Source organism: Actinomadura vinacea (genome assembly GCF_039532545.1).
GTDB classification, from domain to species: Bacteria; Actinomycetota; Actinomycetes; order Streptosporangiales; family Streptosporangiaceae; genus Spirillospora; species Spirillospora vinacea.
Genome location: NZ_BAAARW010000016.1, coordinates 115,183 through 137,632, shown reverse-complemented (window position 1 = coordinate 137,632; position 22,450 = coordinate 115,183). Strand labels below are relative to the sequence as shown.

The 22,450-nt window shown below is 72.5% G+C and carries 22 protein-coding genes; 13 read left to right on the top strand and 9 right to left on the bottom strand.

Going from position 1 to position 22,450, the window contains the following annotated elements:
• The first annotated feature begins 48 nt into the window (after nt 1-48).
• Entirely contained in the window at nt 49-570 is a 522-nt protein-coding gene (locus ABD340_RS21970; RefSeq protein WP_344591190.1) for a hypothetical protein, read from the top strand.
• A 190-nt stretch (nt 571-760) separates the two neighbouring features.
• Here the strand turns inward: ABD340_RS21970 and dtd are convergent, their stop codons facing one another.
• Nucleotides 761-1,195 carry a D-aminoacyl-tRNA deacylase gene (gene dtd, locus ABD340_RS21965; protein ID WP_344591189.1) on the bottom strand — a complete coding sequence of 145 codons (435 nt, stop codon included), beginning with the start codon at nt 1,193-1,195 and terminating at the stop codon, nt 761-763.
• Nucleotides 1,196-1,214: 19 nt separating this feature from the next.
• On the opposite strand from dtd, the gene ABD340_RS21960 reads away from it, so the two are divergent.
• The gene (locus ABD340_RS21960) at nt 1,215-2,042 is read left to right on the top strand and encodes a beta-keto acid cleavage family enzyme (RefSeq protein WP_344591188.1); all 828 of its coding nucleotides are present in this window, start codon (nt 1,215-1,217) and stop codon (nt 2,040-2,042) included.
• A 9-nt stretch (nt 2,043-2,051) separates the two neighbouring features.
• Here ABD340_RS21960 and ABD340_RS21955 read toward each other — a convergent pair whose 3' ends face one another.
• Complete coding sequence (locus ABD340_RS21955) at nt 2,052-2,981, bottom strand: NAD-dependent epimerase/dehydratase family protein (protein ID WP_344591187.1); 930 nt, start codon at nt 2,979-2,981, stop codon at nt 2,052-2,054.
• A 62-nt stretch (nt 2,982-3,043) separates the two neighbouring features.
• Here ABD340_RS21955 and ABD340_RS21950 point away from each other — a divergent pair, with 62 nt between their 5' ends.
• A complete protein-coding gene (locus ABD340_RS21950; RefSeq protein ID WP_344591185.1) occupies nt 3,044-3,640 on the top strand; it encodes a TetR/AcrR family transcriptional regulator in 597 nt (198 codons plus the stop codon).
• Between the two features lies 1 nt (nt 3,641).
• Here ABD340_RS21950 and ABD340_RS21945 read toward each other — a convergent pair whose 3' ends face one another.
• The 4 genes from ABD340_RS21945 to ABD340_RS21930 form a co-directional block, all read right to left on the bottom strand.
• Nucleotides 3,642-3,896 (bottom strand): hypothetical protein, encoded by a 255-nt coding sequence (locus tag ABD340_RS21945; RefSeq protein ID WP_344591183.1) that lies wholly within the window; start codon nt 3,894-3,896, stop codon nt 3,642-3,644.
• A 356-nt stretch (nt 3,897-4,252) separates the two neighbouring features.
• Nucleotides 4,253-5,488, bottom strand: coding sequence for a CynX/NimT family MFS transporter (locus tag ABD340_RS21940; RefSeq protein WP_344591182.1), 1,236 nt, complete (start codon nt 5,486-5,488; stop codon nt 4,253-4,255).
• Nucleotides 5,485-6,183: a FadR/GntR family transcriptional regulator gene (locus tag ABD340_RS21935; RefSeq protein WP_344591181.1), complete on the bottom strand. Its 699-nt coding sequence runs from the start codon at nt 6,181-6,183 to the stop codon at nt 5,485-5,487. The genes ABD340_RS21940 and ABD340_RS21935 overlap by 4 nt, the downstream gene beginning before the upstream one ends.
• Nucleotides 6,184-6,265: 82 nt before the next feature.
• Nucleotides 6,266-8,053: a DUF2207 domain-containing protein gene (locus ABD340_RS21930; RefSeq protein WP_344591180.1), complete on the bottom strand. Its 1,788-nt coding sequence runs from the start codon at nt 8,051-8,053 to the stop codon at nt 6,266-6,268.
• A gap of 121 nt (nt 8,054-8,174) precedes the next feature.
• Here ABD340_RS21930 and ABD340_RS21925 point away from each other — a divergent pair, with 121 nt between their 5' ends.
• From ABD340_RS21925 to ABD340_RS21905, 5 genes are all read left to right on the top strand, one after another.
• Complete coding sequence (locus ABD340_RS21925) at nt 8,175-9,143, top strand: neutral zinc metallopeptidase (RefSeq protein WP_344591179.1); 969 nt, start codon at nt 8,175-8,177, stop codon at nt 9,141-9,143.
• 177 nt (nt 9,144-9,320) lie between these two features.
• A complete protein-coding gene (locus ABD340_RS21920; protein ID WP_344591177.1) occupies nt 9,321-9,812 on the top strand; it encodes a helix-turn-helix domain-containing protein in 492 nt (163 codons plus the stop codon).
• The gene (locus ABD340_RS21915) at nt 9,809-10,252 is read left to right on the top strand and encodes a hypothetical protein (protein WP_344591175.1); all 444 of its coding nucleotides are present in this window, start codon (nt 9,809-9,811) and stop codon (nt 10,250-10,252) included. Before ABD340_RS21920 ends, ABD340_RS21915 begins: the two co-directional genes overlap by 4 nt.
• Before the next feature lie 161 nt (nt 10,253-10,413).
• On the top strand, nt 10,414-10,752 hold the full coding sequence (locus ABD340_RS21910; RefSeq protein WP_344591173.1) for a DUF2516 family protein: 339 nt from the start codon (nt 10,414-10,416) through the stop codon (nt 10,750-10,752).
• A 321-nt stretch (nt 10,753-11,073) separates the two neighbouring features.
• Entirely contained in the window at nt 11,074-11,877 is an 804-nt protein-coding gene (locus ABD340_RS21905) for a hypothetical protein (protein ID WP_344591171.1), read from the top strand.
• A 10-nt stretch (nt 11,878-11,887) separates the two neighbouring features.
• On the opposite strand, the gene ABD340_RS21900 is transcribed toward ABD340_RS21905, so the two are convergent.
• Entirely contained in the window at nt 11,888-12,760 is an 873-nt protein-coding gene (locus ABD340_RS21900) for an SGNH/GDSL hydrolase family protein (protein WP_344591170.1), read from the bottom strand.
• An 83-nt stretch (nt 12,761-12,843) separates the two neighbouring features.
• Between ABD340_RS21900 and ABD340_RS21895 the strand changes: the two genes are divergently transcribed.
• Nucleotides 12,844-13,584, top strand: a complete 741-nt coding sequence (locus tag ABD340_RS21895) for an alanyl-tRNA editing protein (RefSeq protein ID WP_344591169.1) — start codon at nt 12,844-12,846, stop codon at nt 13,582-13,584.
• Between the two features lie 359 nt (nt 13,585-13,943).
• Here ABD340_RS21895 and ABD340_RS21890 read toward each other — a convergent pair whose 3' ends face one another.
• Both ABD340_RS21890 and ABD340_RS21885 read right to left on the bottom strand, forming a co-directional pair.
• A complete protein-coding gene (locus tag ABD340_RS21890) occupies nt 13,944-18,344 on the bottom strand; it encodes a cation-translocating P-type ATPase (RefSeq protein WP_344591168.1) in 4,401 nt (1,466 codons plus the stop codon).
• A 97-nt stretch (nt 18,345-18,441) separates the two neighbouring features.
• Nucleotides 18,442-18,879, bottom strand: a complete 438-nt coding sequence (locus ABD340_RS21885) for a hypothetical protein (RefSeq protein WP_344591166.1) — start codon at nt 18,877-18,879, stop codon at nt 18,442-18,444.
• Between the two features lie 284 nt (nt 18,880-19,163).
• Between ABD340_RS21885 and ABD340_RS21880 the strand changes: the two genes are divergently transcribed.
• From ABD340_RS21880 to ABD340_RS21865, 4 genes are all read left to right on the top strand, one after another.
• The gene (locus tag ABD340_RS21880) at nt 19,164-19,721 is read left to right on the top strand and encodes a hemerythrin domain-containing protein (RefSeq protein ID WP_344591164.1); all 558 of its coding nucleotides are present in this window, start codon (nt 19,164-19,166) and stop codon (nt 19,719-19,721) included.
• Nucleotides 19,718-20,605 (top strand): Vgb family protein, encoded by an 888-nt coding sequence (locus ABD340_RS21875; protein WP_344591162.1) that lies wholly within the window; start codon nt 19,718-19,720, stop codon nt 20,603-20,605. Before ABD340_RS21880 ends, ABD340_RS21875 begins: the two co-directional genes overlap by 4 nt.
• A gap of 297 nt (nt 20,606-20,902) precedes the next feature.
• On the top strand, nt 20,903-21,748 hold the full coding sequence (locus tag ABD340_RS21870; RefSeq protein WP_344591160.1) for an MHYT domain-containing protein: 846 nt from the start codon (nt 20,903-20,905) through the stop codon (nt 21,746-21,748).
• Between the two features lie 51 nt (nt 21,749-21,799).
• Entirely contained in the window at nt 21,800-22,450 is a 651-nt protein-coding gene (locus ABD340_RS21865; RefSeq protein ID WP_344591159.1) for a nitroreductase family protein, read from the top strand.

The window sequence follows — 22,450 nt, the reverse complement described above, 5'->3', positions numbered from 1 at the left end:
AGACGAAAACCTGTCCGGCCGCCCCCAGGGGAAGGTGGGTCCCGATCGATGGTCGCGACGCCGGGGAACGAGGAACCACCGCCGCAGCGGAAGGGGGCGCCGGGCAAGCGCGGGGAGCCGGGCCGGCGCCGCCGGCCGCGCCGGGAGTCGGCGCTGGTCTGGTGGGGGCTGTTCGCCCTGTGGGGCGGGGTGGCCTGGTGGCTGGGGTCGTGGCGGCTGGCGCTGCTCGGGCTGCTGCTGTGGTGCCTCTACCAGTTCCTGCTGGTCCCGGCGCTGTGCCGGGTGATGACGCGGCAGGGGTTCGCGTGCCCGGCGCACGTCCGGGGCCGGCTGTTCGCCTGCCGGGACGAGCACCAGCAGGTGAAGAACGACGCGCTGTGGCGGCTGGTGGGGATGCGCAACCCGCTGCGCAAGAAGGCCGAGCCCGACCCGAACCGCGAGACCGGCCAGATCGTGGTGTCCCCGGAGGTGCGGGGACGGCTGGCCCAGGCCGACCGGGCGCTGATCCTGCTGGCCGCCGCCGGGACGCTGGTGACGATCGCCGGAATGATCTACGGCTACACCGCCTGATCCGCGACCGCTACCGATCCGCGACCGCTGAGAGTCGATTCGCAGTGGCCTCAGGTACCGCGCGAGCGCGCTACCTGGCCGGTGGGGCGATGCCGGAGGCGAGTCTCACCGGGCAGATCGCGAAGCGATGTCGCGCTCGCCGAGGCCCGGTTAGGGGCGAGCCGCTAGGCGAGCGCCGTAGGCCGGGACTTTAAACACCGTCGATCTCGAGGATCAGCGTGATGGGGCCGTCGTTGACCAGGGCGACCTTCATGTCGGCTCCGAAGACGCCGGTCTCGACCTTCGCGCCGAGCGCCCGCAGTTCGGCGACGACGGCGTCCACCAGCGGTTCGGCGACCTCGCCGGGCGCCGCCGCGATCCAGCTCGGGCGGCGGCCCTTGCGGGCGTCCCCGTACAGCGTGAACTGGCTGATCACCAGCAGCGGGGCGTTCAGGTCCGAGCACGATCTCTCGTCCTGGAGGATCCGCAGGCCCCACAGTTTGGCGGCCAGCCGCCGGGCCTGGGCGGGCGTGTCGGCGTGCGTCACGCCGACCAGGACCAGCAGCCCCGGACCTTCGATTTCTCCGACCACGCGACCCTCGACGGTCACGCCGGCCTCGCTCACTCGCTGGACTACGGCACGCATGACCATGCATTCTGCCTGCATGGGAGCAACGACGCTCATCACGGTGGCCCCGACCGGCGCCGAGTCCGCGAAGGCGGACGTCCCGGCGCTGCCGGTCACCCTCGGCGAACTCGTCCAGACGGCCCAGGAGTGCGAGGCCGCCGGGGCGGCGGTCGTCCACGTGCACATCCGGGACGGCGCCGCGCGGCCCACGCTCGACCTGGCTCGGCTCCGCGACACGGTGCGGGCGCTGCGCGAGGAGACCGGGCTGATCGTGCAGCTGTCCACGGGCGGCGCGGTCACCGACCCGTACGAGGACCGGCTGCGGGTGCTGGAGGCCGGGCCGGACGGGTGCTCGCTCACCTGCGGGACGGTCAACTTCGGCGACGAGGTCTTCATGAACCCGTGGCCGTTCATGGTGGAGCTGTACCGGCGCACCCAGGAGCTGGAGGTCGTCCCGGAGTTCGAGCTGTTCGACCTGGGTCACGTCGCGGCCCTGAACCGGCTCCTGGACAAGCACGGCGCCCCGTACGGCGGGCGCGTGCACTGCGATCTGGTGATGGGGGTGCCGGGCGGGATGCCGGGCGACGCCCGGACGCTGGTGGCGGCGGTCGAGGCGCTCCCGGCGGGGGCGACCTGGTCGGCGACGGGCGTGGGCCGCACGACGCTGCCGGTCATGTACGCGGCGCTGGCGGCGGGCGGCCATCTGCGGGTCGGCATGGAGGACACGCTGACCTATGCCAAGGGGCAGCCGGTGGTCGCGAACGTCCAGCTGGTGGACCGTGCCGCCACCTTGGCGGACCTGGCTCAGCGCCCGCCCATGCGTCCCGCCGAAGCACGCGCCTTCCTGGGTATGAAGCCCCGCTGACCCCGCTTTTCAGGCCGCGTTGTGCCGAAACCAATCGAGGGTCGTGGCCACGCCTTCGTCGTGCGGGGTGACCTTCACCGGTCCGAACGCCTTCTGGAAGGCGGAGTCGTCGGCGATGAACGGCCGGTCGCGCTGGTACCAGGTCTCGCCGAGTTCGCGCACGGTCGGGTTGAACAGCCCGATGAGGCGTTGCGCTCCGCGGCCGAGTCCGGCGATCTTGGGCTTGCCGCCGGCCGCGGTCCGCACGAGGCCGAGGAACTCGCGGCCGGTGATGGCCTCGGCGGCCGGCAGGTGCCAGCCGCGCCCGTCGGCTTCGGCGCGCTCGCCGAGGGTGGCCAGGCCGGCCGCGATGTCGGGGAGGTAGGCGACGGTGTGCGGCTGGTCGAGGTCGCCGACCCAGCGAGCGGTCTTTCCGGCCAGGGCGGCGGCGAAGACGGTCGGGCCGAGGATGGTGTTGACCCCTGAGGGGCCGTAGTAGTCGGAGGCCCGTCCCAGGGTCGCGCGGATCCGCCCGGACCGGTGGGCGTCGAGGATCAGCTCGTCGACTTCGGCGCGGACCCGGCCCTTGGGATTGGCGGCGGCGTGCGGCAGGTCTTCGGTCATGGGGCCGTCGACGGGGCCGTAGACGTAAAGGTTGTCGGCCATGACCAGCTTCGCTCCGGCGGCCTCGACTCCGGCGAGGACGGTGCGGATGAGCGCGGGGAACTCCGCGACCCAGCGTTCGTACCGGGGCTGTGCGCATTGGTAGACGACCGCGGCGCCCTGGCAGGCGGCGATGGCGCCGTCGGTGGTGGTGATATCGGCCTGGACGTGGTGCGGACCGGTGGCCGCGCCTCGGCTGACGGTGCGGACGCGGTGGCCGCGGGCGTCGAGTTCGGCGGCGACGGCTTTGCCGATCGCGCCGGTAGCGCCCAGGACGACGTGCAGTTCTTCAGTCATTGCTGCTCCCGAACAAGTTTAGTAACGCTGTTACGTAACGACGTTACGGTACGCTCGTCGCCATGGCAAGGCCGAGAACCCGCGATTACGGCGAGCTTCGCCGCGAACTCGTCGACGCCGGCGGCCGGCTCCTGGCCGCCGCGGGGCCGTCGGCGTTGACCACCCGCCGCGTCGCGGAGCAGGCGGGGGTGTCCACCACGGCCGTCTACAACCTCTTCGGCGACAAGGGCGGCCTGGTCCGCGAGATGTTCCTGGCCGGATTCGAACGTCTCGCCGCCGCCTTTGCCGCCGTTCCCCGCACGGACGACGCCGTCGCCGATCTCCTCGCGCTCGGCCACGCCTACCGCGCCAACGCGCTGGCCAACCCGCACCTCTTCCAGTTGATGTTCGGGCGGCCGGTACCCGAGTTCCAGCCCGACGCCGAGACCGGCGCACTGATCCGGCCGACCTTCGACACGCTGGTCGCCGCCGCCGCCCGCTGCGTACAGGAAGGCGCCTTCGCGCCCGCCGAACCCTATGATCTCGCCGTCAGGCTCAACGCCCTCGCGCACGGACTGGCCAGCCTCGAATTGCGCGGCGCGCTCGGCGACGCCGAGGAGGCGCGCCGCCACTGGGACGGCGCCTTCGACAGCATGGTGCGGGGGCTCGCCGGTAGCTGAGCTACCAGGGCATGTCCTTGTACTTGGTCTTCCCCGGGGCGTAGCTGTGCGAGAACATGCCGGGCGTGTAGCGGTAGTAGCCGCCCTGTTCGGGCCCTCGGTGGGAGTCCTGGTCGTGGAAGTGCTCGGGGTCGCGCTGGTCGTGCGAGGCGCGCCGGGTCAGCAGCAGCCAGGTGATGATGGCGGCGACGACGAGGGGCACGGCCAGCAGCCCGATGCCCACGCCGACCGGGGCGGTTTCAGCGAGAACCGTCATCGCGACCCCTCCAAGAAGACCCCAGCCTCTCGTCGAACACTAGTGCTATCGTCTGACGTGTCCGGTCGGCGATGGCCAAGCTGGCCGGGCCTACCGCCGGGCTGGTGGAAAGTCAGGTCTGGGGAGCCGGTGTAAGACCGATGGGCGGCACTCCATCCCTCGCCGTTTGTTCGGGTCGGCTGTCGGCTGTGAAGCAGAAAGATCAACCTGTGAGGGTTGGATCCCCCTGCTGCGGCTCGGGGAGAGGTCAAGTCCATGCGTGCCACCTCCGGGAGGTGAGACCTGAATGGGCCGGTCGTTCTGATCGTAGGCTCGCTCAGGTTCAGCACGTCCTCCGGTGCCGAGAAGTTGACCGGTTATCTCCCTGGCTGTGGGGAAAACTGGGGGCTTTTCGGCGCCGGGGCGGACGGGGCGATGACGCGGTTCCGTCCGGCGGCCAGGCCGGGGATCGCCAGCGCGGCGGTGACGGCGAGCACCGCGGCGATCGGCGCGTTCCAGCCGCCGGTGGCGTCGTGCAGGGCGCCGACGGCCAGCGGCCCCAGCGCCGCGATCACGTAGCCGCAGCCCTGCGCCATCCCGGAGAGCTGGACGGCCACCCGGGCGTCGTGCGCCCGCAGGCCGAGGAGCGACAGCGCGGTGGCGAACCCGATCCCCTGGCCGATGCCCAGTACGGAGGCCCACAGCCAGGACGCGCCGACCGGCGTCCAGGTGATCCCGGAGAACCCGGCCATGGTGAGCGCCACCGCGATGAGCACCAGCGGGCGCTGGTCGCGCATCCGCCGCGCCAGCAGCGGCACCGCCAGCGCGCCGCTCGCCTGGAGGAGGTTGGTCAGCGCGAAGACGTAGCCGGAGGTCTCCTCGGTCATGCCCCGGTCCTGGAGGATCGTCGCGAGCCAGCCGGCGGTCACGTACGCCAGCAGCGACTGGACGCCCATGAAGAAGGTGACGTTCCAGGCCAGCCCGGAGCGCCACACCGCCTTCGCCGCACCCCGTCCCGGCGGCGTGCCGGCCGGTGTGGACGGCGCGGGCGCGCGCAGCAGGCGGGGCAGCCACACGAGGCCGGCGACGGCGGCGGGCAGCGCGAACAGCGTCAGCGGGACCCGCCAGGAGCTGTCCAGCGCGTTCTCGATCGGGATCACCACGGCCGCCGACAGCGCGGCGCCGCTCGTGATGGCCACCGTGTAGATCGAGGTCACCAGCGTGATGGACCCCGGATGATCGCGCTTGATGATCGCCGGGATCGCGATGTTGCCGAGGCTGATCGCGATCCCGGCGATCAGCGACCCGGTGAACAGCGCGGCGGGGGCGTCCAGCATCCGCAGCAGCAGCGCGACCACCAGCAGGCCCATGCCGGCGACCAGCAGCGCCTCGCTGCGCGGTGCGCGCCGCAGGAACGGGGCGGCCAGCCCGTACGCGCCGAAGAACAGCAGCGGGAGGGTGGTGAGCGCGCCGGCCGCCGTCCCGGACAGGTCGAAGTCGTCCCGGATCTCGGTCAGCAGCGGCCCGACCGCCACGATCGCCGGGCGGAGGTTGACGGCGACCAGCACCAGCAGCAGGATCCGCAGTGCCGTGGCCGTCCGCCGCCCGCTCACAGGTCCTCCTGCCGCTCGTCGCCGACCAGGCCCTCCAGGACGGCCAGGGCCGGTTCCACGATCGCGGCGGCGGCCCGTCCGGCGGCCTCGGGGTCGCGGGCGGCGACGGCGTCGAGCACGGCCCGGTGCGCCGCGGGACCGGCCTCGGGCACCTCGTGGTCGAGGCGGATGGTCCGCATGGAGTCGCGCAGCCGGTCCAGGAAGAAGCGGTGCGCCTCGACCAGCAGGGGGTTGCCGGCGGCCTCGACGACGCCCTGGTGGAAGCGGGCGTCCGCGTCGCCGAACGTCTCGGCGTCGGTCGCCGCGTCGCGCGCGGCGAGCAGCAGGGCCAGCCGGTCGAGGTCCTCGGGGGTGCGGCGGCGCGCGGCCAGCCGGGCGGCCTGGACGTCGTAGGCGAGCTGCACCTCGAACACGTCCCGCAGCGTCGCGCGGGCGACCTTGCGCAGCAGCGGCCGGGGGTCGGCGCTGCTGCGCACGTACGTGCCGTCGCCGCGGCGCACCTCCAGCACGCCGACGTGCGCGAGCGCGCGGATCGCCTCGCGGACGGCGGGACGGCTGACGCCCAGGCTGGCCGCGAGGTCGAGCTCGCCGGGAATGCGCCCGCCGACCGGCCAGGTGCCGCCGCTCACCTGTGCCTGCAACTGTTCGAGGACGGCCTCGACGGTCGATCCGCCGGGCACCGGGCTGAGGGCCACCACGCACTCCTCTCATCGGTCAGATGTCAGACATCTTACCGATGTGCCCCTTTTGTCCCGCTACTGGGGCGGGGTCACAGGCTCACAGACCCCGGGACTGGGAGATGGAACCGGAGGTGGCCAGCGTGAACGTGCGCATCGACTCGCCGAACTTCGACAGGTCCCACTCGGCGGGGCCCTCGTACCAGTACAGGTTGTCGGCGCCCTCGGCCCGCTCGCCCGCGTCCTCGACCGTCTGCGCCCACTTCGGCACCGCGCCGAACACCACCGCGTACGGCAGGAACCGGGAGAACAGCGCGATCCGCTGCCGCGGCCCGGCCCCGTCGCTCGTCAGCGCCCCCGCCCCCTCCGGCAGCTCGCCGCGCTCCAGGAACGCGCGGAACCCGATCGTGTGCGCCAGCACCGTCGAGCCGCGGGCGGTCTTGGCCGGCATGTACTGCCCGCCGTACGCCAGCGCCGCCCCCGCGATGATCACTGCCAGGCCGACCAGCGCCAGATCGGTGGTCAGCGCCAGCGCCACCGTCCCCGCCACCCCGAGGGCGGTCAGCACCATCCCGGCGATCGTCCAGCGCGACCGGACGGTGTCGGGACGGCGCGCGAACCAGCCCTGCTCGACCACGTCGTCGTACATCGCCGACCGCACCCGGTCCAGCTGGGTGGCGAACGTGCCGCCCAGCTCCGACAGCTTCACCGACTCGCGCGGCGCCCCGTCCGGACCGGTGAACAGCGCCTCCAGCAGCAGCCGCTCGTACTTCAGCAGATCCTCGGGCGCCTGCCGGTCCAGCTTGCGCAGCGCCCAGTCCAGCCGGCCGGTGACCGCGCGGTCCTCCTCCTCGATCATCAGGTAGCCGCGCACCGCCAGATCCACGATGGTCGCGGTGACGTCGATGACGTCGGCGCGCTCGTCGATCAGCGTGCCGATCTGGCCCGGCCGCACCCCGTCCGGCGGCTCGAACTCCGAGCCCGCCACCGGCGCGTGATCGCCCTCCGCGGCCTTCCTGCCGACCACCCGGGCGTCCCGGCCGCGCAGCAGGTAGAGCGCGCCGATCCCGCCGGCCAGCAGTGCCAGCAGGCCGAGCAGCGCGGCGCCGGTGACGCCGTTCACCGAGAACGCGGTCGCCACGGTGTGCCGGCGCTCCTGGATCGGCCTGCCGCCGGTGGCCCCGGAGGGCAGGCCGACGACGACCGTGAGGTACTCGCCCGACAGCATCTGCTGCTGGCTGAAGACCGCCTGGGTGTGTGTGTGGTTGGTGTAGAACTGCGTGCAGCCGATGGCGCTGTCCAGCGGCCCGGCGAAGCAGTTGACGTTGCGGATCATGGCGCCGCCGTCCACGGTGACGCGGGCCTCGTTCACCGGGACGTCCCAGCCGCCGACCGCCGTCCAGCGCAGCTCCTCGACCGGGCCCATCGGCGCCACCAGCCCGCGCACCTCGTAGTCGAGGACGACGGTCCGGCGCCCGGTCAGGGCGCCGCTCCCGGTGAGCTTGAGCGCCGTGCGGGTGCCGGTCTCGGCGACCGCGACCCGGGTGGGGCCGCCGTCGGGGCTGGCGGCCCGGACGTTCCCGATCCGGTACACCCGGTCCTGGGTAACGCTCTCGTGCCGCCTGGTCACGAACGTGCGCTCCAGCGACCGCCCGCCGCCGAACTCGTAGGTGATGGTCTCCCTGACGCGTGCGACGCCGCCGGGGCCGACGCGCAGCGCGACCTCGTCCTTGATCACCCGCTCCGGCGCGGCGCCGCGCGGAGCCGCGGCCGACCGGGCCGCGGGTGCCTCGCCCGGCAGGGCGGCGGCCGCCGGAGCGGGCACGAGCAGAGGAAGAGGGGCGGCGATGGCCAGGGACGCGACCATTGGCCGCAAGCGACCCAACATGGCCGCAAATCGTAGCGGCTGCGGGTGGACCGCCGGTGGAGCGCGGGGGTCCGGCCGGGGCCGTGGCGCCGTTCCGCGAGGACGATCGTGGTGTTCGGCACCTGTGCGATGATTTTCCGCTATGGCAGGCCAATCCCCCTCATCGGCACCGGCTCCCGTGGCGCCGCACGGCCTGCCGGACCGGGCCGCGGGGACCGTCTACCGGTACGAGCCGCGCCGCCGTCCGCCGCGCCGGGCCGCGGGCGCCGCGGGTGCGGGGATCCTGGGCGGACTGGCCGCGCTGGTGGTGGGGATGGTGCTGGGCTTCGCGGCGTTCGGTGGCGACGACGGCGGCCTGGCCGCATCCGGTCCGCGCCCGGGCTCGCCGGTCGACCGGAAGGCCGCCACGGAGAGCCCGCTGTACGGGACGGGCGCGCTGACCCCGGTGAAGTGCCGCGTCCCCGCCATCCAGTCGGGCTCGGACTCGATGCGGCGCTTCATGGACGTGCTCACCGACTGCCTGGACTCCTCCTGGCGGGGCCAGTTCGGCAAGGTGCGGATGAACTACGACCCGCCGAAGCGGGTCTTCTGGGACGCCCCGGGCCGCAGCCCGTGCGGGACGTACCCCAGTCCGGGCGCCTCGGCGTTCTACTGCCCGGCGAACAACACCATGTACGTCGGCCTCCAGCACATCGTGGACACGTCCGGCGGTGAGCCGCTGTCGAACTACGCCGTGTTCGCGCGGGTGGTCGCGCACGAGTACGCCCACCACGTCCAGGACCGCGCGGACATCCTGCGGTACGGGCAGCAACAGATGGAACGCGCGCAGGCCCCCGCGTCGCGCAACGAGACCAGCCGCCGCATCGAGTTGCAGGCGCAGTGCTTCGCGGGCGCGTTCCTGGGGGCCGAGCGGCGGACGCTGCCGATGACCCGCCAGCAGTACGACGCGCTGCTCGCCGATGTGCGGGGCCGCGGGGACGAGCTGCAGCCGGTCGACAAGCGCGACCACGGCTCTGGCCGCAACTATGCGGGCTGGGTCGTCAAGGGCTACCGCGACCAGAGGATCGCGGTCTGCAACACCTGGACGGCACCGTCCGGCGAGGTCGACTGACCGGCGCCTGGAGCGGAGCGCCAGCGGAGTGGAGGGCGCTGGCCAGGTTTTTCACCTGCGTCTGGTTATCGCCGTCACATTTTTGGGATCATGTGATCACGGCATGTGAGCATCATCACGGCCGAGTGCTAGCTACCGTGCTTGCAATTGCAAGCACCATGACGCAGGGTGGAAGACATGGCGGGTTCGAAGGTCGGCTCGATCGGGGAGTACATCCGGGAGCAGCGCACCCGGGCGAAGATCTCGCTGCGCCAGCTCGCCGATGTCTCGGGGATCTCCAATCCGTATCTGAGCCAGATCGAACGGGGCCTGCGCAAGCCGAGCGCGGAGATCCTGCAGCAGATCGCCAAGGGGCTGCGGATCTCCGCCGAGGTGCTGTACGTGCAGGCGGGGATCCTCGAGGAACGCGAGGCCGACACCGACCTGCAGGCCGCGGTACGGGCCGACCTGGCCCTGACCGAACGGCAGAAGCAGGTGTTGCTCGACATCTACGCCTCGTTCCTGAAGGAGAACGAGGCCGCGGGCGTGCTGGCCGAGCACGACGACGCCGACGGCGAAGCCGCCGGCGTCGCCGCGGACGAGACCGACGACGCCGAGCACGACCAAGTACAGGGACTGAAGAACGGGGTCCGCAAGGAGTCCCGGCAAGGAAAGGAAGAGGTCGGATGATGCTTACCAGCACCTTCCGTGACAGCAAGGCGTTCTACGCCGCCGCAGGCGCCGGCGACTTGACCAGGGAGAAGCTCCGCGAGGTGCCCGATCAGGTCACCAAGGCGCGCGAGTCGGCCAACAGGTACCAGGGCGAGGTCCGCGAGAACCTCGACCGGTACCGCGACCAGGTCCGCCACACGGTCGACCGCTACCGCGGCGAGCTGCGCGAGAACGTGGGCCGGCTGGAGGTCAAGGACGTCCCGGGCGCCGCGGTGGCGTACGTGACCAACGTGGGCACCCGCACCGTCGATTTCATCGACGGGCTCGCCGAGCGCGGCAAGAAGGTCGTGCACCGCGAGGCCGAGGAGATCGCCGAGATCACCGAGCGGCCCGCCCCCAAGCCGCGTTCCGCGCAGCAGAAGAGGACGGGCGCGGCCGCGAAGAAGAGCCAGAGCTGAGCCGCCCCGCCGCGGCGGGAGCACCGGCCCCGGGGAACGGCCCCGGGCGGGGCTCCCGGCTCCGATCACGACCACGAGGCCCGGCCGGGATCAACCGGCCGGGCTTCGTCGTTGACTAGGGTGGGCACACGGTCCACTGCGACGAGAACGGGTGATCACTGATGGTGGAAGGGCTCCGATACTTCTTCTGGTTTCTTGCGATCGTCGCGTTCGTCTTCGAGGTCCTGGCCCTTCTCGACATCCTGAGGGTGCCCGAAGGGGCCTTCCCGGCGACCGACAAGCAGACCAAGAAGCTCTGGCTGATCCTGCTGGTGGTCGCCAACGTGGTGGGGCTCGGCGGCGCGGTCGGGTTCCTCTCCCTGCTGTCGTTCCTGCCGATCGCCGCGTTCATCGTCGCCGCGATCTACCTGGCCGACGTGAAGCCGGCGGTCAAGCCGTACAAGAACAAGGGCAAGGGCCAGGGGGGCGGCTCCAGTTCCGGCCCGTACGGCCCCTGGTGATCGTCCGCTAGGGGCCGCCTCGTCGTAGGGCGCTGCCATACTCTCGCGCATGTCCGCCATGCCCCCCGCAAAGCCCACGTCGTCGACTCTCTACCTGGACTGGGTTCGGGCCAACGCGCCTGAATGGGAGCCGGCCGCAGAGGACCTCATCAACGAACTGGACACGGGGATCGCCCGGGCCTTCCACAAGCCCGGCCGGTTCGTGGACGGCTTGAAGCGGCGGGCCGAGCGGGTCCCGCCCGAGCACTTGCCGTGGTTCTGGGACACCGTAGGCCAGCGGCTGAGCGTTTCCCTCCCCAAGCACGCGGGCAGCGCGTACGGGTGGGCGAGGGCGGCCGAGGCCGCGCACGGGCTGCCTGTCGGCGGGCCATACCGCCCGCCGGGATCCCCGACGACCCCGCCGAGGCGGCCAAGGAGCACCTGTTCGGCCCTGCCACCCACCCTGTCACGCCCTACCAAGGCGCGCCGAATCCGATCGTCTACGACGACGGGCTGCTGCTCGTGGACGCCGGCAGCGACATCGAGCGGGCCATGTTGCGTCCCTCGGCGCTCGCCGACCCGGAGAAGTTCGAGCAGGCGGTCCGGCTGTGCGAGGACCACGGGCTGCCCGGCCTGCTGCGGAGCATCCGCCTGGTGAAGACGATGTACGACGGCGGATTGGCGCGGATGGTGGAGCGCGCGGCGGCATCGCCCGTCCCGCCCGGCGGTTACGAGGCCAACCCGCTGCTGAGCGTCGCCGACCTGGTGGACGAGGTCGCCGGCGAACTCGGCACCGACCGGGACGCCGCCGCGCTCTACCTCCAGTTGCTCACCCTGGCCCGTCCCACCGACCGCAACATTCGCAAGTGGAACGGCTGGAGCGCCGGCAAGCACAAGGCCGTCCAAGCCGGACTGGTCGGGCTCGGTGCCGTCCAGCAGGACAAGCGGTCGCGCGCGGGCCGCTCGGTCTTCGTCCCCGGTGGCTGGACCGAGGTCAAGGCGCCGGAACTACCGCTGGAATCCGCCAAGCTGGAGCCCCACCTCGCCATCGTCGACTCCAGGAAGGAACTGGCAGGACCCTTCACCCGCCTGCTGCCGCCCGCACCGCTGCACGAGATGTTCGCCAAAGCATGGGCCGCACGCTGACAACACGCCGCTAGGGGGCGCGTTTGCGGCGCGGCTCGACCTCGTCGGGCTCCGTCCCGCGGCCCGGGATCGCCTGCTCGTGCCGGTCACCGGCCGGGGCGTGCGACGGCGGGGACGGTTGCGGTGCGGTGTAGGCCACCTTCGTCCGCCCCAGCACCGGCTTGTCCAGCTTCATCTTCCGCAGGTCCGCCGCGAGCCGCTGGGCGATGTAGACGTTGCCGTCCGGGTTCGGGTGGGTGCCGTCGGAGCGGATGAACCGGTCGGCGTTGCCGTTCCGCTTCCGCACCTTGCCGGTGATCCACTTGCCGGCCAGCGGGTCGACGAACGGCACCCCCCGCGCGGCGGCGACCCCGCGGAGCACGTCCCGCACCGCCAGCGCCTTCGGCGCGGGGTCGCCGCCCCAGAGCGGGCCCATCAGCAGCAGCTGCGTGCGGGGCCACCGCTCCCGCACGGTGTCCAGCAGCCGCCGCGCCTTCTCCGCGACCACGCCGGGCGGCATCCGGACGTCGTTGTGGCCGCCGGAGATCACCACCATGTCGGGCGTCGGCCGCCAGGCGAGCTGATCGGTGAACAGCGAGGAGAAGGTCTCCCCGGTGCCGCCGGTCCCGGCGAAGCCGGTACGGGCCAGCCCCGCCACCACGACCTGCCAGCCGAGGATCCGGGCGGTCTCGGCGGCGTACGCGCGCTCGGGCTTGAGCCCGCGGATGCCGACGGTGTAGCTGTCGCCGAGGACGAACACCACGGGCGCGCGGCGTTGCGGCGCGTCCTGCGCGGCGCCCCGGCTCGGCGGGGCGGACTGCGAGCCGCCCAGCCGGGCGGCCGCGGCCACGCACGCACACAACACCAGCACCGCCGCCATGGCGGCCCAGACCAGTCGGGGCACGCTGCAAGCCCTCCGTAAGAAATCCGCGGTCGGTACGGACAAGATCGGGAGCGCGCCCCCGCGCGGCCCTTAGGCTGACGAGCATGAGCACGGGCACTCACCATCACGGGCGGACGGCCCGTCTGGAACTGGACGACCAGTCACTACGCGACTGGGACGCGATCGTCCTGGACGCGGGGCCCGAAAGGATCATCCTCGACAGGTCGGCATTTTATCCCGGCGGCGGCGGTCAGCCACCGGACCGTGGCGTTCTGTTGTGGCAAGGTGTCCAAACCCGGATCGCGGGAGTTCGCAAAAGCGACGAATTGGAACTGATTCCGGTCGAGGGCGACCCGGTCCCGCCCGCCGGGACGGGCGTGCGCTGCGCGGTGGAGGACGACCGCCGCAGCGCGCTCATGCGCACCCATTCCGGCCTGCACCTGCTGTGCGGCGTGGTCTTCCGCGACTACGGCTGCCTGGTCACGGGCGGGAACATGGAACCGCTTTCGGCGCGCATGGACTTCGATCTCCGTGAGGTGCCGCCGGGCTTCAAGCAGGCCGTCGAGGACGCCTGCAACCAGGAGGTCGAGGCGGACCGGCGGATCCAGGTGAAGTCGCTGCCGCGCGCGGAGGCGTTCGAGATCCCCGACATCATCCGCACCGCGACCAACCTGGTGCCGCCGGAGGTGGAGGACGTCCGGATCGTCGACATCGTGGGGCTGGACACCCAGGCCGACGGCGGCACGCACGTCGCGTCCACCAAGCAGATCGGCCGGATCAGCGTGGCCAAGGTCGAGAACAAGGGCCGCGGCTTCCGCCGCCTCCGCATCAAGATCTCCGACTGACCCGCGGGGGCGGCGGCATGGCCGACGTCAGCGTGAGCGCCCTCCTGGCGGACGAGGGCCAGGAGGACGATGGGGGTGGAGTGGCTGCTGTTGGTTCTGTGGTCAGGCGGCCGGTTGGGGCTGGCGCAGTACCGCCAGTGCGACGCGCATGACGATGGCCTCGGCCAGCATCACCAGGGCCTTGGCGAGCACGGTCGACAGGAAATCGGGCACAACACACCTTCTCGTGACTGTCGCTCGAGATCGTTAATGACGATCAAGCTGGATGTTCCGGTATGACCGATTTATCTCATTCGGTCGGGCCGCTTGTCTCGACTAGCACGTTGCGACCAAGTGAACAGTATCTGACCTGCGCAAACTCATCTAGCCGCGGTGCGGGTGACGATCACCGCGGCGATCGCGTACGCGATGGCGGAGCCGGCCGCGATGACCCAGCAGTGGGGGAGGAGCGGCTGGGAGCCGAAGAACTGGCTGAGGCCGGGCGTCTGGACGATGGCCACCAGGGCCGCCAGGGAGACGAGTCCCGACACCAGGACCAGCGGGCTCCGGCCGCCCGCGGCGATCGTCTGCAGGAGCTGGGTGCCGACAAGGGCCACCAGGCCCGTCGTGAGGGCCTGGGCCCGGGTGCAGACGAGCCGCGCGAGCAGCGTCGAGGTCTGGGCGGCGCCCGCGGTGGTGATCGCCCGGGTGGTGATGTCCCGGGTCAGCACGGCCCCCAGAGAGGTCTCCGGCCCTTCCCTCAGCAGGTCCTCGCGGGTCAGCCCCGCGGGCCGGCGGACGGCGAGCGCCAGCGCGGGCAGCATGTCGGTGAGCAGGTTGACCAGCAGCAGCTGGCGGACGTTCAGCGGGCTTCCTCCGCTCGTCAGCGAGCCGCCGACGGTGAAGGCGATCTCGCCCAGATTGCCGCCGAGCAGGACGGCGAGCGCGTCGCGGGTTGATCTCCACATGGCCCGGCAGTCCGCGATGGCGTCGGTGATGGTCTCGATCCGGTCGTCGGTCACGACCATGTCCGCGGTCTCCCGGGCGGCGGGTGTGGCGCGCTCGCCCAGCGCTATCCCGACGTCGGCCAGCCGGATGGCGGGGGCGTCGTTGGCGCCGTCGCCGGTGACGGCGACCACCCGGCCCGCCGTCTGCAGGGCCTCCACGACGCGCGCCTTCTGGGCGGGGCTCACCCGGGCGAACACCGCGACGCCGGGCAGCTCCCGGGTCAGCTCGGCGGCGTCCTTCTCGTCGAGCTCCGCGCCGGTCATGACATGCCCGTCCAGCACCCCGAGCTCGGCGGCGATCGCCTCCGCGGTACTCGGATGGTCACCGGTGATCATGATGATCTGGACGCCCGCGCCGCGCAGCCGGTCCACCGCCTCGGCGGCGGTCCGGCGCACCGGGTCGGCGATCCCGAGCAGCCCCAGGAAGCGCAGGTCCCGGATCCGCGACTCGTCGAGATCCACCCGCCCGGACGCGGGTCGCTCCGCCACCGCGAGAACCCGGTAGCCGTTGCGGGCGAGCCGTTCCACCTCCTGCTCCACCAGCCCGCGGGCCGTCCGGTCGAACGGCGCGAGCCCGTTCCCGGCTCCGCCGGCCCAGGTGCCGCAGCGCTCCAGGACGATCTCCGGCGCGCCCTTCACGCTGAGGTGCTGCCCGCCCGGGTGCCGGCCGAGGACGGCGTGGTAGCCGCGGCTCGGCTCGAACGGGAGCTCGTCGACCCGTCGCCATGATCGGAGTCCCTCCGCCGGGTCCATGTCGAGTTCCGCCGCGGCGTGCACGACGGCCCGGTCGGTCGGGTGCGGGACGTGGTTCCGGCCGCCGTCGCTGTCCGGGCCGGCCCGCAGCGCGGCGGCGACGATCTCGCGCAACTCCGGCGTCAGCTCCTCGACGGACGCCGCCGTCGCCCCGTCCGACACCTGGCGCAGCCGCAGCCGTCCCTCGGTCAGGGTGCCGGTCTTGTCGAAGCACAGCACGTCGACCCGGCCGAGCGCCTCGACGGTCGAGGGGTTGCGCACGAGCGCGCCGTGCCGGGACAGGCGGCGGGCCGTGGCGAGCTCGGCCGCGGTCGCGACGAACGGCAGCCCCTCCGGCACGGCCGCGACGGCGAGGCTGACCGCCGAGCCGAGCGCCTGCCCGAACGTGCGCCCGGACAGCAGGTCCACGCCCATGAGGACCGCCCCGGCCGCGAGCGAGGCGGGCAGCGTCACCTGGGTGAGCGCCAGCAGGCGCGCCTCCACGCCCCCCGGCCGCCGCCCCTCGGGGATCAGCCGGGCGGTCCGGCCCATCTCGGTCTGCGGTCCGGTGGCGACGACGACGGCGGTCGCGTTCCCGGCGGCGACGACCGTTCCCTGGTAGAGCATGGAGTGCCGGTCCGCCACCGTCCGGGCGACGCTCGGCTGGGCGATCTTGGTGACGAGCTGCGACTCGCCGGTGAGGCTCGACTCGTCCACCTCCAGCCCCTCGGCCGACAGCAGCCGGGCATCGGCGGGCACGGCGTCGCCGGCCGCGAGCGCGATGACGTCGCCCGGGACGAGCCGGTCCGCGGTGGCCCGGCTCTCCACGCCGCCCTCGGCCGCGGGACGCCGGATCCGGATCCCCACCGTGCTCATCTCGACGAGCTGCCGCAGCGCCCGGTCGGCGCCCATCCGCTGCACGCCGGACATGACCGCGTTCACGCCGAGCACGGCGCCGATCAGCGCCGCGTCCGTCATGGACCCGACGACCGCGGAGATGCCCGCCCCGGCGGCCAGCGGCGGCGTCAGGGGGTTGTCCAGCTCCTCCATCGTGATCCGCGCCAGGCCGGCGGGGGGCGGCTCGGCGCCGGCCGCGCCGGTGCGGCGCCTGGCGGCCTCCTCCTCGTCGATTCCGGACGGCGTGGAGTCCAGCCGGGCGAGCACGGCCTGGGCGGGCCAGGCGTGCCACGGCGTGCGGTCGGCGGGCACCGGCAGGGGACGCCGTTCCAGGGAGATCCCGACGTAGGTCCCGGTGACGAGCGCGAACACGGCCGCGGTGTTCACGGCCAGGAGGGCTCTGCGGGGCGCCTCGGGCGCCGTGCTCGCCGCCGCCAGCATCACGCCCGCCGCCTGCCCCACTGCGGCGATCCGCGCGCTGCGCGTGCTCGTCTCCCGCGCGGTCGCCATGGCGTCGACGACGGTCCACGCGCCTTCCAGACCGGGCCCGCACAACAGGTGCGCACCCCAGGGGGGACGGTCCGGAGACCGCAGCAGCCCGATGCCCAGGTCGGCGTGCGCGAGCGCGTCTCCTTCGCGCGCCGAGATCAGGGCGACGCCGTGCCCCTCCCGCTGAAGGCGGCGCACCGAGGCCAGGAGCCGTCGTCCGCCGGCCACCCGCCGGTCGATCGGCAGCCGCGGATCCAACCGCCGCCCCGTCCCCGCCGCGACGACCTGGCCGGCCTTGTGCGCCGCCGCCACCACCGCCTCGACGAGGGGATCGGGCTCGGGCAGGAGGGACACCAGGGCCACCAGATCGTCGTCTCTGACCAGGGCCAGCACGGTCGCGCCGCGCTTGTGAAGATCCGCGGCCGGTTCCGCGGCGGCCTTCCGCCGGGTCGCCGGGCCGGGCCGCCAGGACTTCAGCGGGCCCGCCGACCAGCCGCCGGCCGAACGCCACCGCCCGGGGTCGTCCAGGTCGACCAGTTCGTGGGCGCGTCGGTGGCATTCCTCGGCGGGGACGGCGTCGGACACGGGCACGACCTCGTCGATCATCTGCCGGCCGGTCCACAGCGCGGAGGCGTCGATGACCACCGTGTCGATGCGGTCCAGCCGGCGCATCGCGCGGGCGTCCAGCACGACCACGCCCTGACCGGCGAGGATCCGGCCGAGCTGGGCGGTGAACGCCTCGCGGCCGAGCCGCGCCGCCCGCGGTATGCCCGACACCAGCACCCCTTGCGCCTGCCGCGCGTTGCGCGTGACGGCGAAGGTGCCCGCCGCGGCCGCGAGCGACACCGGGGTGAACTGGAGGAGCCGCTCGACCGGCCCCGGCGGCAGCGGGACCGGACGCGGCAGCCTCTCCAGGGGATCGACCTGGTGCGCGGCGCCGGCTTCTTCGCCGCCTTCCAACCCGCGCTCGTACCGCCCCCACGAAGCCCTGTATGCCTGGACCTCGCTCATCCGCAAGCCTCGGTGGATGACTTCGAGGGCGAGTCCCGTCGACTGCTGCGCCGCCGTCTGGGCGAACACCCCTCCGCCGCCGAAGACGAGATCGGTCGTGGGAACGCCCAGGCCGTACTCCACGACCCCCCGGATCCAGGGGGTGAGGTCCGCCATCGCCAGGAGGGCGGGAATGGCGGGCGGAGCCGGCACGGTGCGGGCCACCTTGCCCGCCACGGCGACGCCGCATCCGACCACGGCCGCTCCGAGGAACGTCCCCTCCCGAATGAGATGCGAGACGTCTCCCGCCACCGGGGCCGCGAAGGGCGCGCCATCGAGGCCGTGCCGCCGCTCCTGCTCCTCGGCGACTTCGATGAGGCCGGCCGTCTCCACACCCTCGTCGTGGGTCACGACGAGGGCGCCCAGCACCCTGTTCACCTCGACGGCGCGCACGCCGTCGACCTCCAGCAGCTCCTTCTCCAGCGCACGCGCCATCGGGTCCGCCTCGGGGGTGTGGAGGCCGCGCACCCTGATGTGGAGACGGCCCGTCGAGACCCGGAGCACCCGCGGCGCCGCCGCTGCCGCCACGGCGTCGCGGACGGCGTCCGGTACCGGCAGCGCTCTGGCGAGACGCGCGGCGGCTCCGAGCAACTGGCGCAACGGCATGCCATCTCCGTAAAGGTGTGGTCGTTACCCGGGCGAGGGCCGTCGCGTGTGCCGTTGGTGGCCGCTTCCGCCACGATGGCCGGGGCTGCTCCTGCTCTTACTTCTTCGCTCGTTCCTGCTCACCGGTCGCCCAGGGCCGCTGGTCACGGGCACGGCCCGCGCGCCGCGCGATGCCGACCCCCACACCGATCGCCAGCGCCACGGGCCAGTCCACGACCCCGAACGCGGCCAGCGCCCCGAGACCGGCGTAGTAGACCATCCTGTCGCGTGGCGGGAGGTACGCGGTCACGGCCTTGCCCACGTCGGCGACCTCCCGTCCGCTGACGGGAAGGCGCGGGGGCGCCGGAAGGTGAACCCGGTGGACCGTCACATGCGGGGTGACGACGGGGACCGGGACCGTCGCCGTCCTGCGCGACTTCTGGGCGGTGCCTTCCTCCTTCGCGGCGGCCTTCCGCGTCGTGCCCGTCCGCCGGTTCTGAGCGCCCCGCCGCTGCGCCGTACGTGTGCCGGTTCCGGTCTGCTGAGCCGCGGCCATGTCGAGTCCCCCATCCTCAACCTTCAGCCTTGCCCGCCGCCATCGGGGATGAGCCCGACGGCGGCGTTCGTAACAGGCTGCCCGGGCAAGGCCACCCCAAGCGGGCTGTGACCGTCCCATAGCCACTACTTGAGAGCCGCATGCCCTCCCGATCCCGGCGCGCCGCTCACCGTCCACGCAGCGTTCACGGAGTGGCGAACCGGCCTGGCGAGCCGAACACCGCGCGGAGCCGTGGGCCATCCGCCACGACTCCCCGCACTCGCGGTTGACTGATCATTTGGGCGGTGGTAGACGTCTACCAGCGTCGCGGTGCACCCGGCAATGAGGCCGCCGAGGGCATGGAGGCGCGGGACCAAGGGACGGCCTTGGCATCACCTCATGGACGCCTGGCGGCGTTCGGCCATCAGCTCATCGAAGTGCACATCTGGCTCCGCGAGGAGCTCGCGGCGCTGCGCGAGGACCTCGACTCCGGTGCGCGGCCCCGCGAACTGCGGGCCCACTGCCTGACCTTCTGCTCCGCCCTGGACCGGCACCACACCGGCGAGGACGGCGGCGCGTTCCCCGAACTCGCCGAGCGGTTCCCCGAGCTGCGCCCGGTGCTGGACGAACTGCGCCGCGACCACCGCCTGGTGGACGACTCCCTCCGGCGGCTCCAGGAACTGGTGGAGGGGGAGAGCGACCCCGTCGAGGTGCGGCGGGAGCTGGACAGCCTCGCCGCGCTGATGGAGACGCACTTCGTCTACGAGGAGAATCGGATCGTCTCGGCGCTCAACACGCTGGACGTGCCGGACTGGGACCGTTCCCGGCCGGATTTCCTGATCAATGAGGAAGGGACGCCTTGACGCACGTATCCATCCAGGAAATCGCGCTGGACGACCGTGACGGCGGCCCGTACGCGATCACCACCGGGCCGGACGGCGCCCTGTGGTACACGCTCGTCCACAGCAGCCGGATCGGGAGGCTGGTGCCCGGCGGCGAACCGGTGAGCCACCCGCTCGACCCGGACCGCGGGCCGACGATCATCACCGCCGGGCCGGACGGCGCGCTCTGGTTCACCGGGTACCGGGCGCACCGGATCGGCCGGATCACCACGGACGGCCAGGTCACCGAGTACCCGTTGCCCACGCCCGAGTGCGGGCCGTTCGGGATCGCGCCGGGGCCGGACGGCGCGCTGTGGTTCACCGAGACCGCCGCGGACCGCGTCGGCCGCATCACCACCGACGGGCGGGTCACCGAGTTCCCCCTCCCGGTCGACGGCGCGTTCCCGTCCGCCATCACCGCCGGGGCCGACGGCGGGATGTGGTTCACCCTGAACCAGGCCAACGCCATCGGCCGGATCGACGCCGGCGGCGCGGTCACCGTCCACCCGCTGCCGACCGGGGCCGCCGCTCCAGTTGGGATCGCCGCGGGGCGTGACGCCCTGTGGTTCGTCGAGATCGCCGCGGGGCAGATCGGGCGGATCACCCACGACGGCCGGATCACCGAATTCCCGCTGCCCGACCGCACGGCTCGTCCGCACGCCATCACCGTGGACGCCGCCGGCACGCCGTGGTTCACCGAGTGGGGCGGCAACCGGGTCGGCTCCGTCGCCCCCGACGGCTCCATCGCCGAGTACGACCTGCCGACGCCCGGATCCGAGCCGCACGGCATCGCCCTCGGCCCGGACGGCGCGCTGTGGACGGCGCTGGAGAACGGCTCGCTCGCGCGAGTGGACCCCTCGCGCTGAGCTTCCGCGGGTTTTGGAGGGGGCCAAAAGCGGCCACCGGCAGGTCCTTTGTAGGCACCAGCCCGGATTGACCGGGAAGAGCCGTATTTATGCTGGTCGCGGTGGCATAGGAGCTGTTTCTGTGCCACCGTGCCGCCCGCGGCAAGCGTTCCGGCGCTTTTTATCGTTCCAAAGAACACCCGCGTTACCGCGATGACGATCTCCTCACCAGGCGTAGCCGGCACGTCTCAGAATGCTCATGGGCCCGTATGTAGCCTTTCCGCGAATTGGCAGGGGGATTTCCGGGGGACGGGTTCCATGACCCACGTTCAACACTTCACCTACGGCGGGTTCACGCCGGTCATCGCCTACCTGATGTCGTTCATCGGGTCGCTGCTCGGACTGCAGTGCACGGCCCGCGCGAGGGCTTCGGAGGGACGGTCCAGGGCCGCCTGGCTGGCACTGGCGGCGGTGTCCATCGGCGGCACCGGAATCTGGGTCATGCATTTCATCGCCATGCTCGGATTCACCGTGACCGGCATGGAGATCCGCTACGACGTCCCGCTCACCCTGCTCAGCGCGCTGATCGCGATCCTGGTCGTCGGCGTCGGGGTCTTCCTGGTCGGGTTCGGCGGGGGGCGGGCGAGCGTGGTGCTCCCGGCCGGCCTCGTCACCGGCCTCGGCATCGCCAGCATGCACTACACGGGCATGATGGCCATGGACATGCACGGCGACATCTCCTACGACCCCCTGATCGTGCTGCTGTCCGTGCTGATCGCCGTGGTGGCGGCCACCGCGGCGCTCTGGTTCACGATGCGGGTCAGCGGCCACACCGCCACCACCGGCGCGGCGCTGCTCATGGGTGTGGCGGTGTCCGGCATGCACTACACGGGCATGGCCGCGATGCGGGTGCGGGCCGCGCAGGCCTCGGGCGAGCCGTCCGGCGCCACGGCCGCCGACTTCCTGACGCCCCTGCTCATCGGGGTCAGCACGGTGGCGGTCGCGCTCCTGGTGATCGTCTCGGTGTTCCCGGGCGAGGAGGAGATGGTCTACATGGCGCTGCTCGAGAAACGGGCGCGGCGGCGCGGGCCGCGTCCGGCCGTCCCCGAGAAGAAGGCGGACCAGGCCCCTTCGTGGTTCAGCGAGCGGCCCCCGAAATCCTGACGGGCCGCCACGGTGGTTGTCGCGATGATCGCCGCTCGGCACGATGGGGGGATGACGACTCTGCCGCTCGGCCCGGACGAACTGCTCACGACGACGCGTACGGTCCGCAAGCGCCTCGACCTCACCCGTCCCGTCCCCCTCGAACTGGTGCGGGAATGCCTGGAGAACGCGCTCCAGGGGCCCAGCGGGAGCAACTGGCAGGGCTGGGAGTGGATCGTCGTCACCGACCCGGAGCCGCGCGCGAAGATCGGTGAGTACTACCGGCGGTCGTTCGAGGTGTACGCCTCGTCGATCACCTCCGCCGGCGAACTCTTCAAGGACGACCCCGAACGCGCCGAGACCCAGCGCCGGGTCTCCAGCAGCGCCGTCCATCTGGCCGAGCACATGGGCGAGGTGCCGGTCCTGGTGATCCCGTGCCTGCGCCTGGAGGGCGGGAAACTGCCCAACGGCAACCAGGCGGGGCTGTGGGGATCGCTGTTGCCCGCCGCGTGGAACTACTGCCTCTCGGCGCGGGCGCGCGGGCTCGGCACCGCGTGGACCACCCTGCATCTGGCGTACGAGCGCGAGGTGGCCGAAGTGCTCAACTTGCCGGAGAACGTCCGCCAGGGCGCGCTGCTCCCGACCGCGTACTACACCGGCGAGACCTTCAAACCCGCTCCCCGCGTCCCTCTGGACGAAGTCCTGCACCTCGAGCAGTGGTGA

Excerpts from the sequence above, each read along its gene's own strand:
- ABD340_RS21865 (WP_344591159.1), top strand. The coding sequence starts at position 21,800 with ATGACGACTCTGCCGCTCGGCCCGGACGAACTGCTCACGACGACGCGT.
- ABD340_RS21890 (WP_344591168.1), bottom strand. The coding sequence starts at position 18,344 with ATGCCGTTGCGCCAGTTGCTCGGAGCCGCCGCGCGTCTCGCCAGAGCG.
- ABD340_RS21885 (WP_344591166.1), bottom strand. The coding sequence starts at position 18,879 with ATGGCCGCGGCTCAGCAGACCGGAACCGGCACACGTACGGCGCAGCGG.
- ABD340_RS21950 (WP_344591185.1), top strand. The coding sequence starts at position 3,044 with ATGGCAAGGCCGAGAACCCGCGATTACGGCGAGCTTCGCCGCGAACTC.
- ABD340_RS21870 (WP_344591160.1), top strand. The coding sequence starts at position 20,903 with ATGACCCACGTTCAACACTTCACCTACGGCGGGTTCACGCCGGTCATC.
- ABD340_RS21960 (WP_344591188.1), top strand. The coding sequence starts at position 1,215 with ATGGGAGCAACGACGCTCATCACGGTGGCCCCGACCGGCGCCGAGTCC.
- ABD340_RS21895 (WP_344591169.1), top strand. The coding sequence starts at position 12,844 with ATGAGCACGGGCACTCACCATCACGGGCGGACGGCCCGTCTGGAACTG.
- ABD340_RS21910 (WP_344591173.1), top strand. The coding sequence starts at position 10,414 with ATGGTGGAAGGGCTCCGATACTTCTTCTGGTTTCTTGCGATCGTCGCG.
- ABD340_RS21955 (WP_344591187.1), bottom strand. The coding sequence starts at position 2,981 with ATGACTGAAGAACTGCACGTCGTCCTGGGCGCTACCGGCGCGATCGGC.
- ABD340_RS21945 (WP_344591183.1), bottom strand. The coding sequence starts at position 3,896 with ATGACGGTTCTCGCTGAAACCGCCCCGGTCGGCGTGGGCATCGGGCTG.
- dtd (WP_344591189.1), bottom strand. The coding sequence starts at position 1,195 with ATGCGTGCCGTAGTCCAGCGAGTGAGCGAGGCCGGCGTGACCGTCGAG.
- ABD340_RS21920 (WP_344591177.1), top strand. The coding sequence starts at position 9,321 with ATGGCGGGTTCGAAGGTCGGCTCGATCGGGGAGTACATCCGGGAGCAG.
- ABD340_RS21970 (WP_344591190.1), top strand. The coding sequence starts at position 49 with ATGGTCGCGACGCCGGGGAACGAGGAACCACCGCCGCAGCGGAAGGGG.
- ABD340_RS21915 (WP_344591175.1), top strand. The coding sequence starts at position 9,809 with ATGATGCTTACCAGCACCTTCCGTGACAGCAAGGCGTTCTACGCCGCC.
- ABD340_RS21930 (WP_344591180.1), bottom strand. The coding sequence starts at position 8,053 with ATGTTGGGTCGCTTGCGGCCAATGGTCGCGTCCCTGGCCATCGCCGCC.
- ABD340_RS21925 (WP_344591179.1), top strand. The coding sequence starts at position 8,175 with ATGGCAGGCCAATCCCCCTCATCGGCACCGGCTCCCGTGGCGCCGCAC.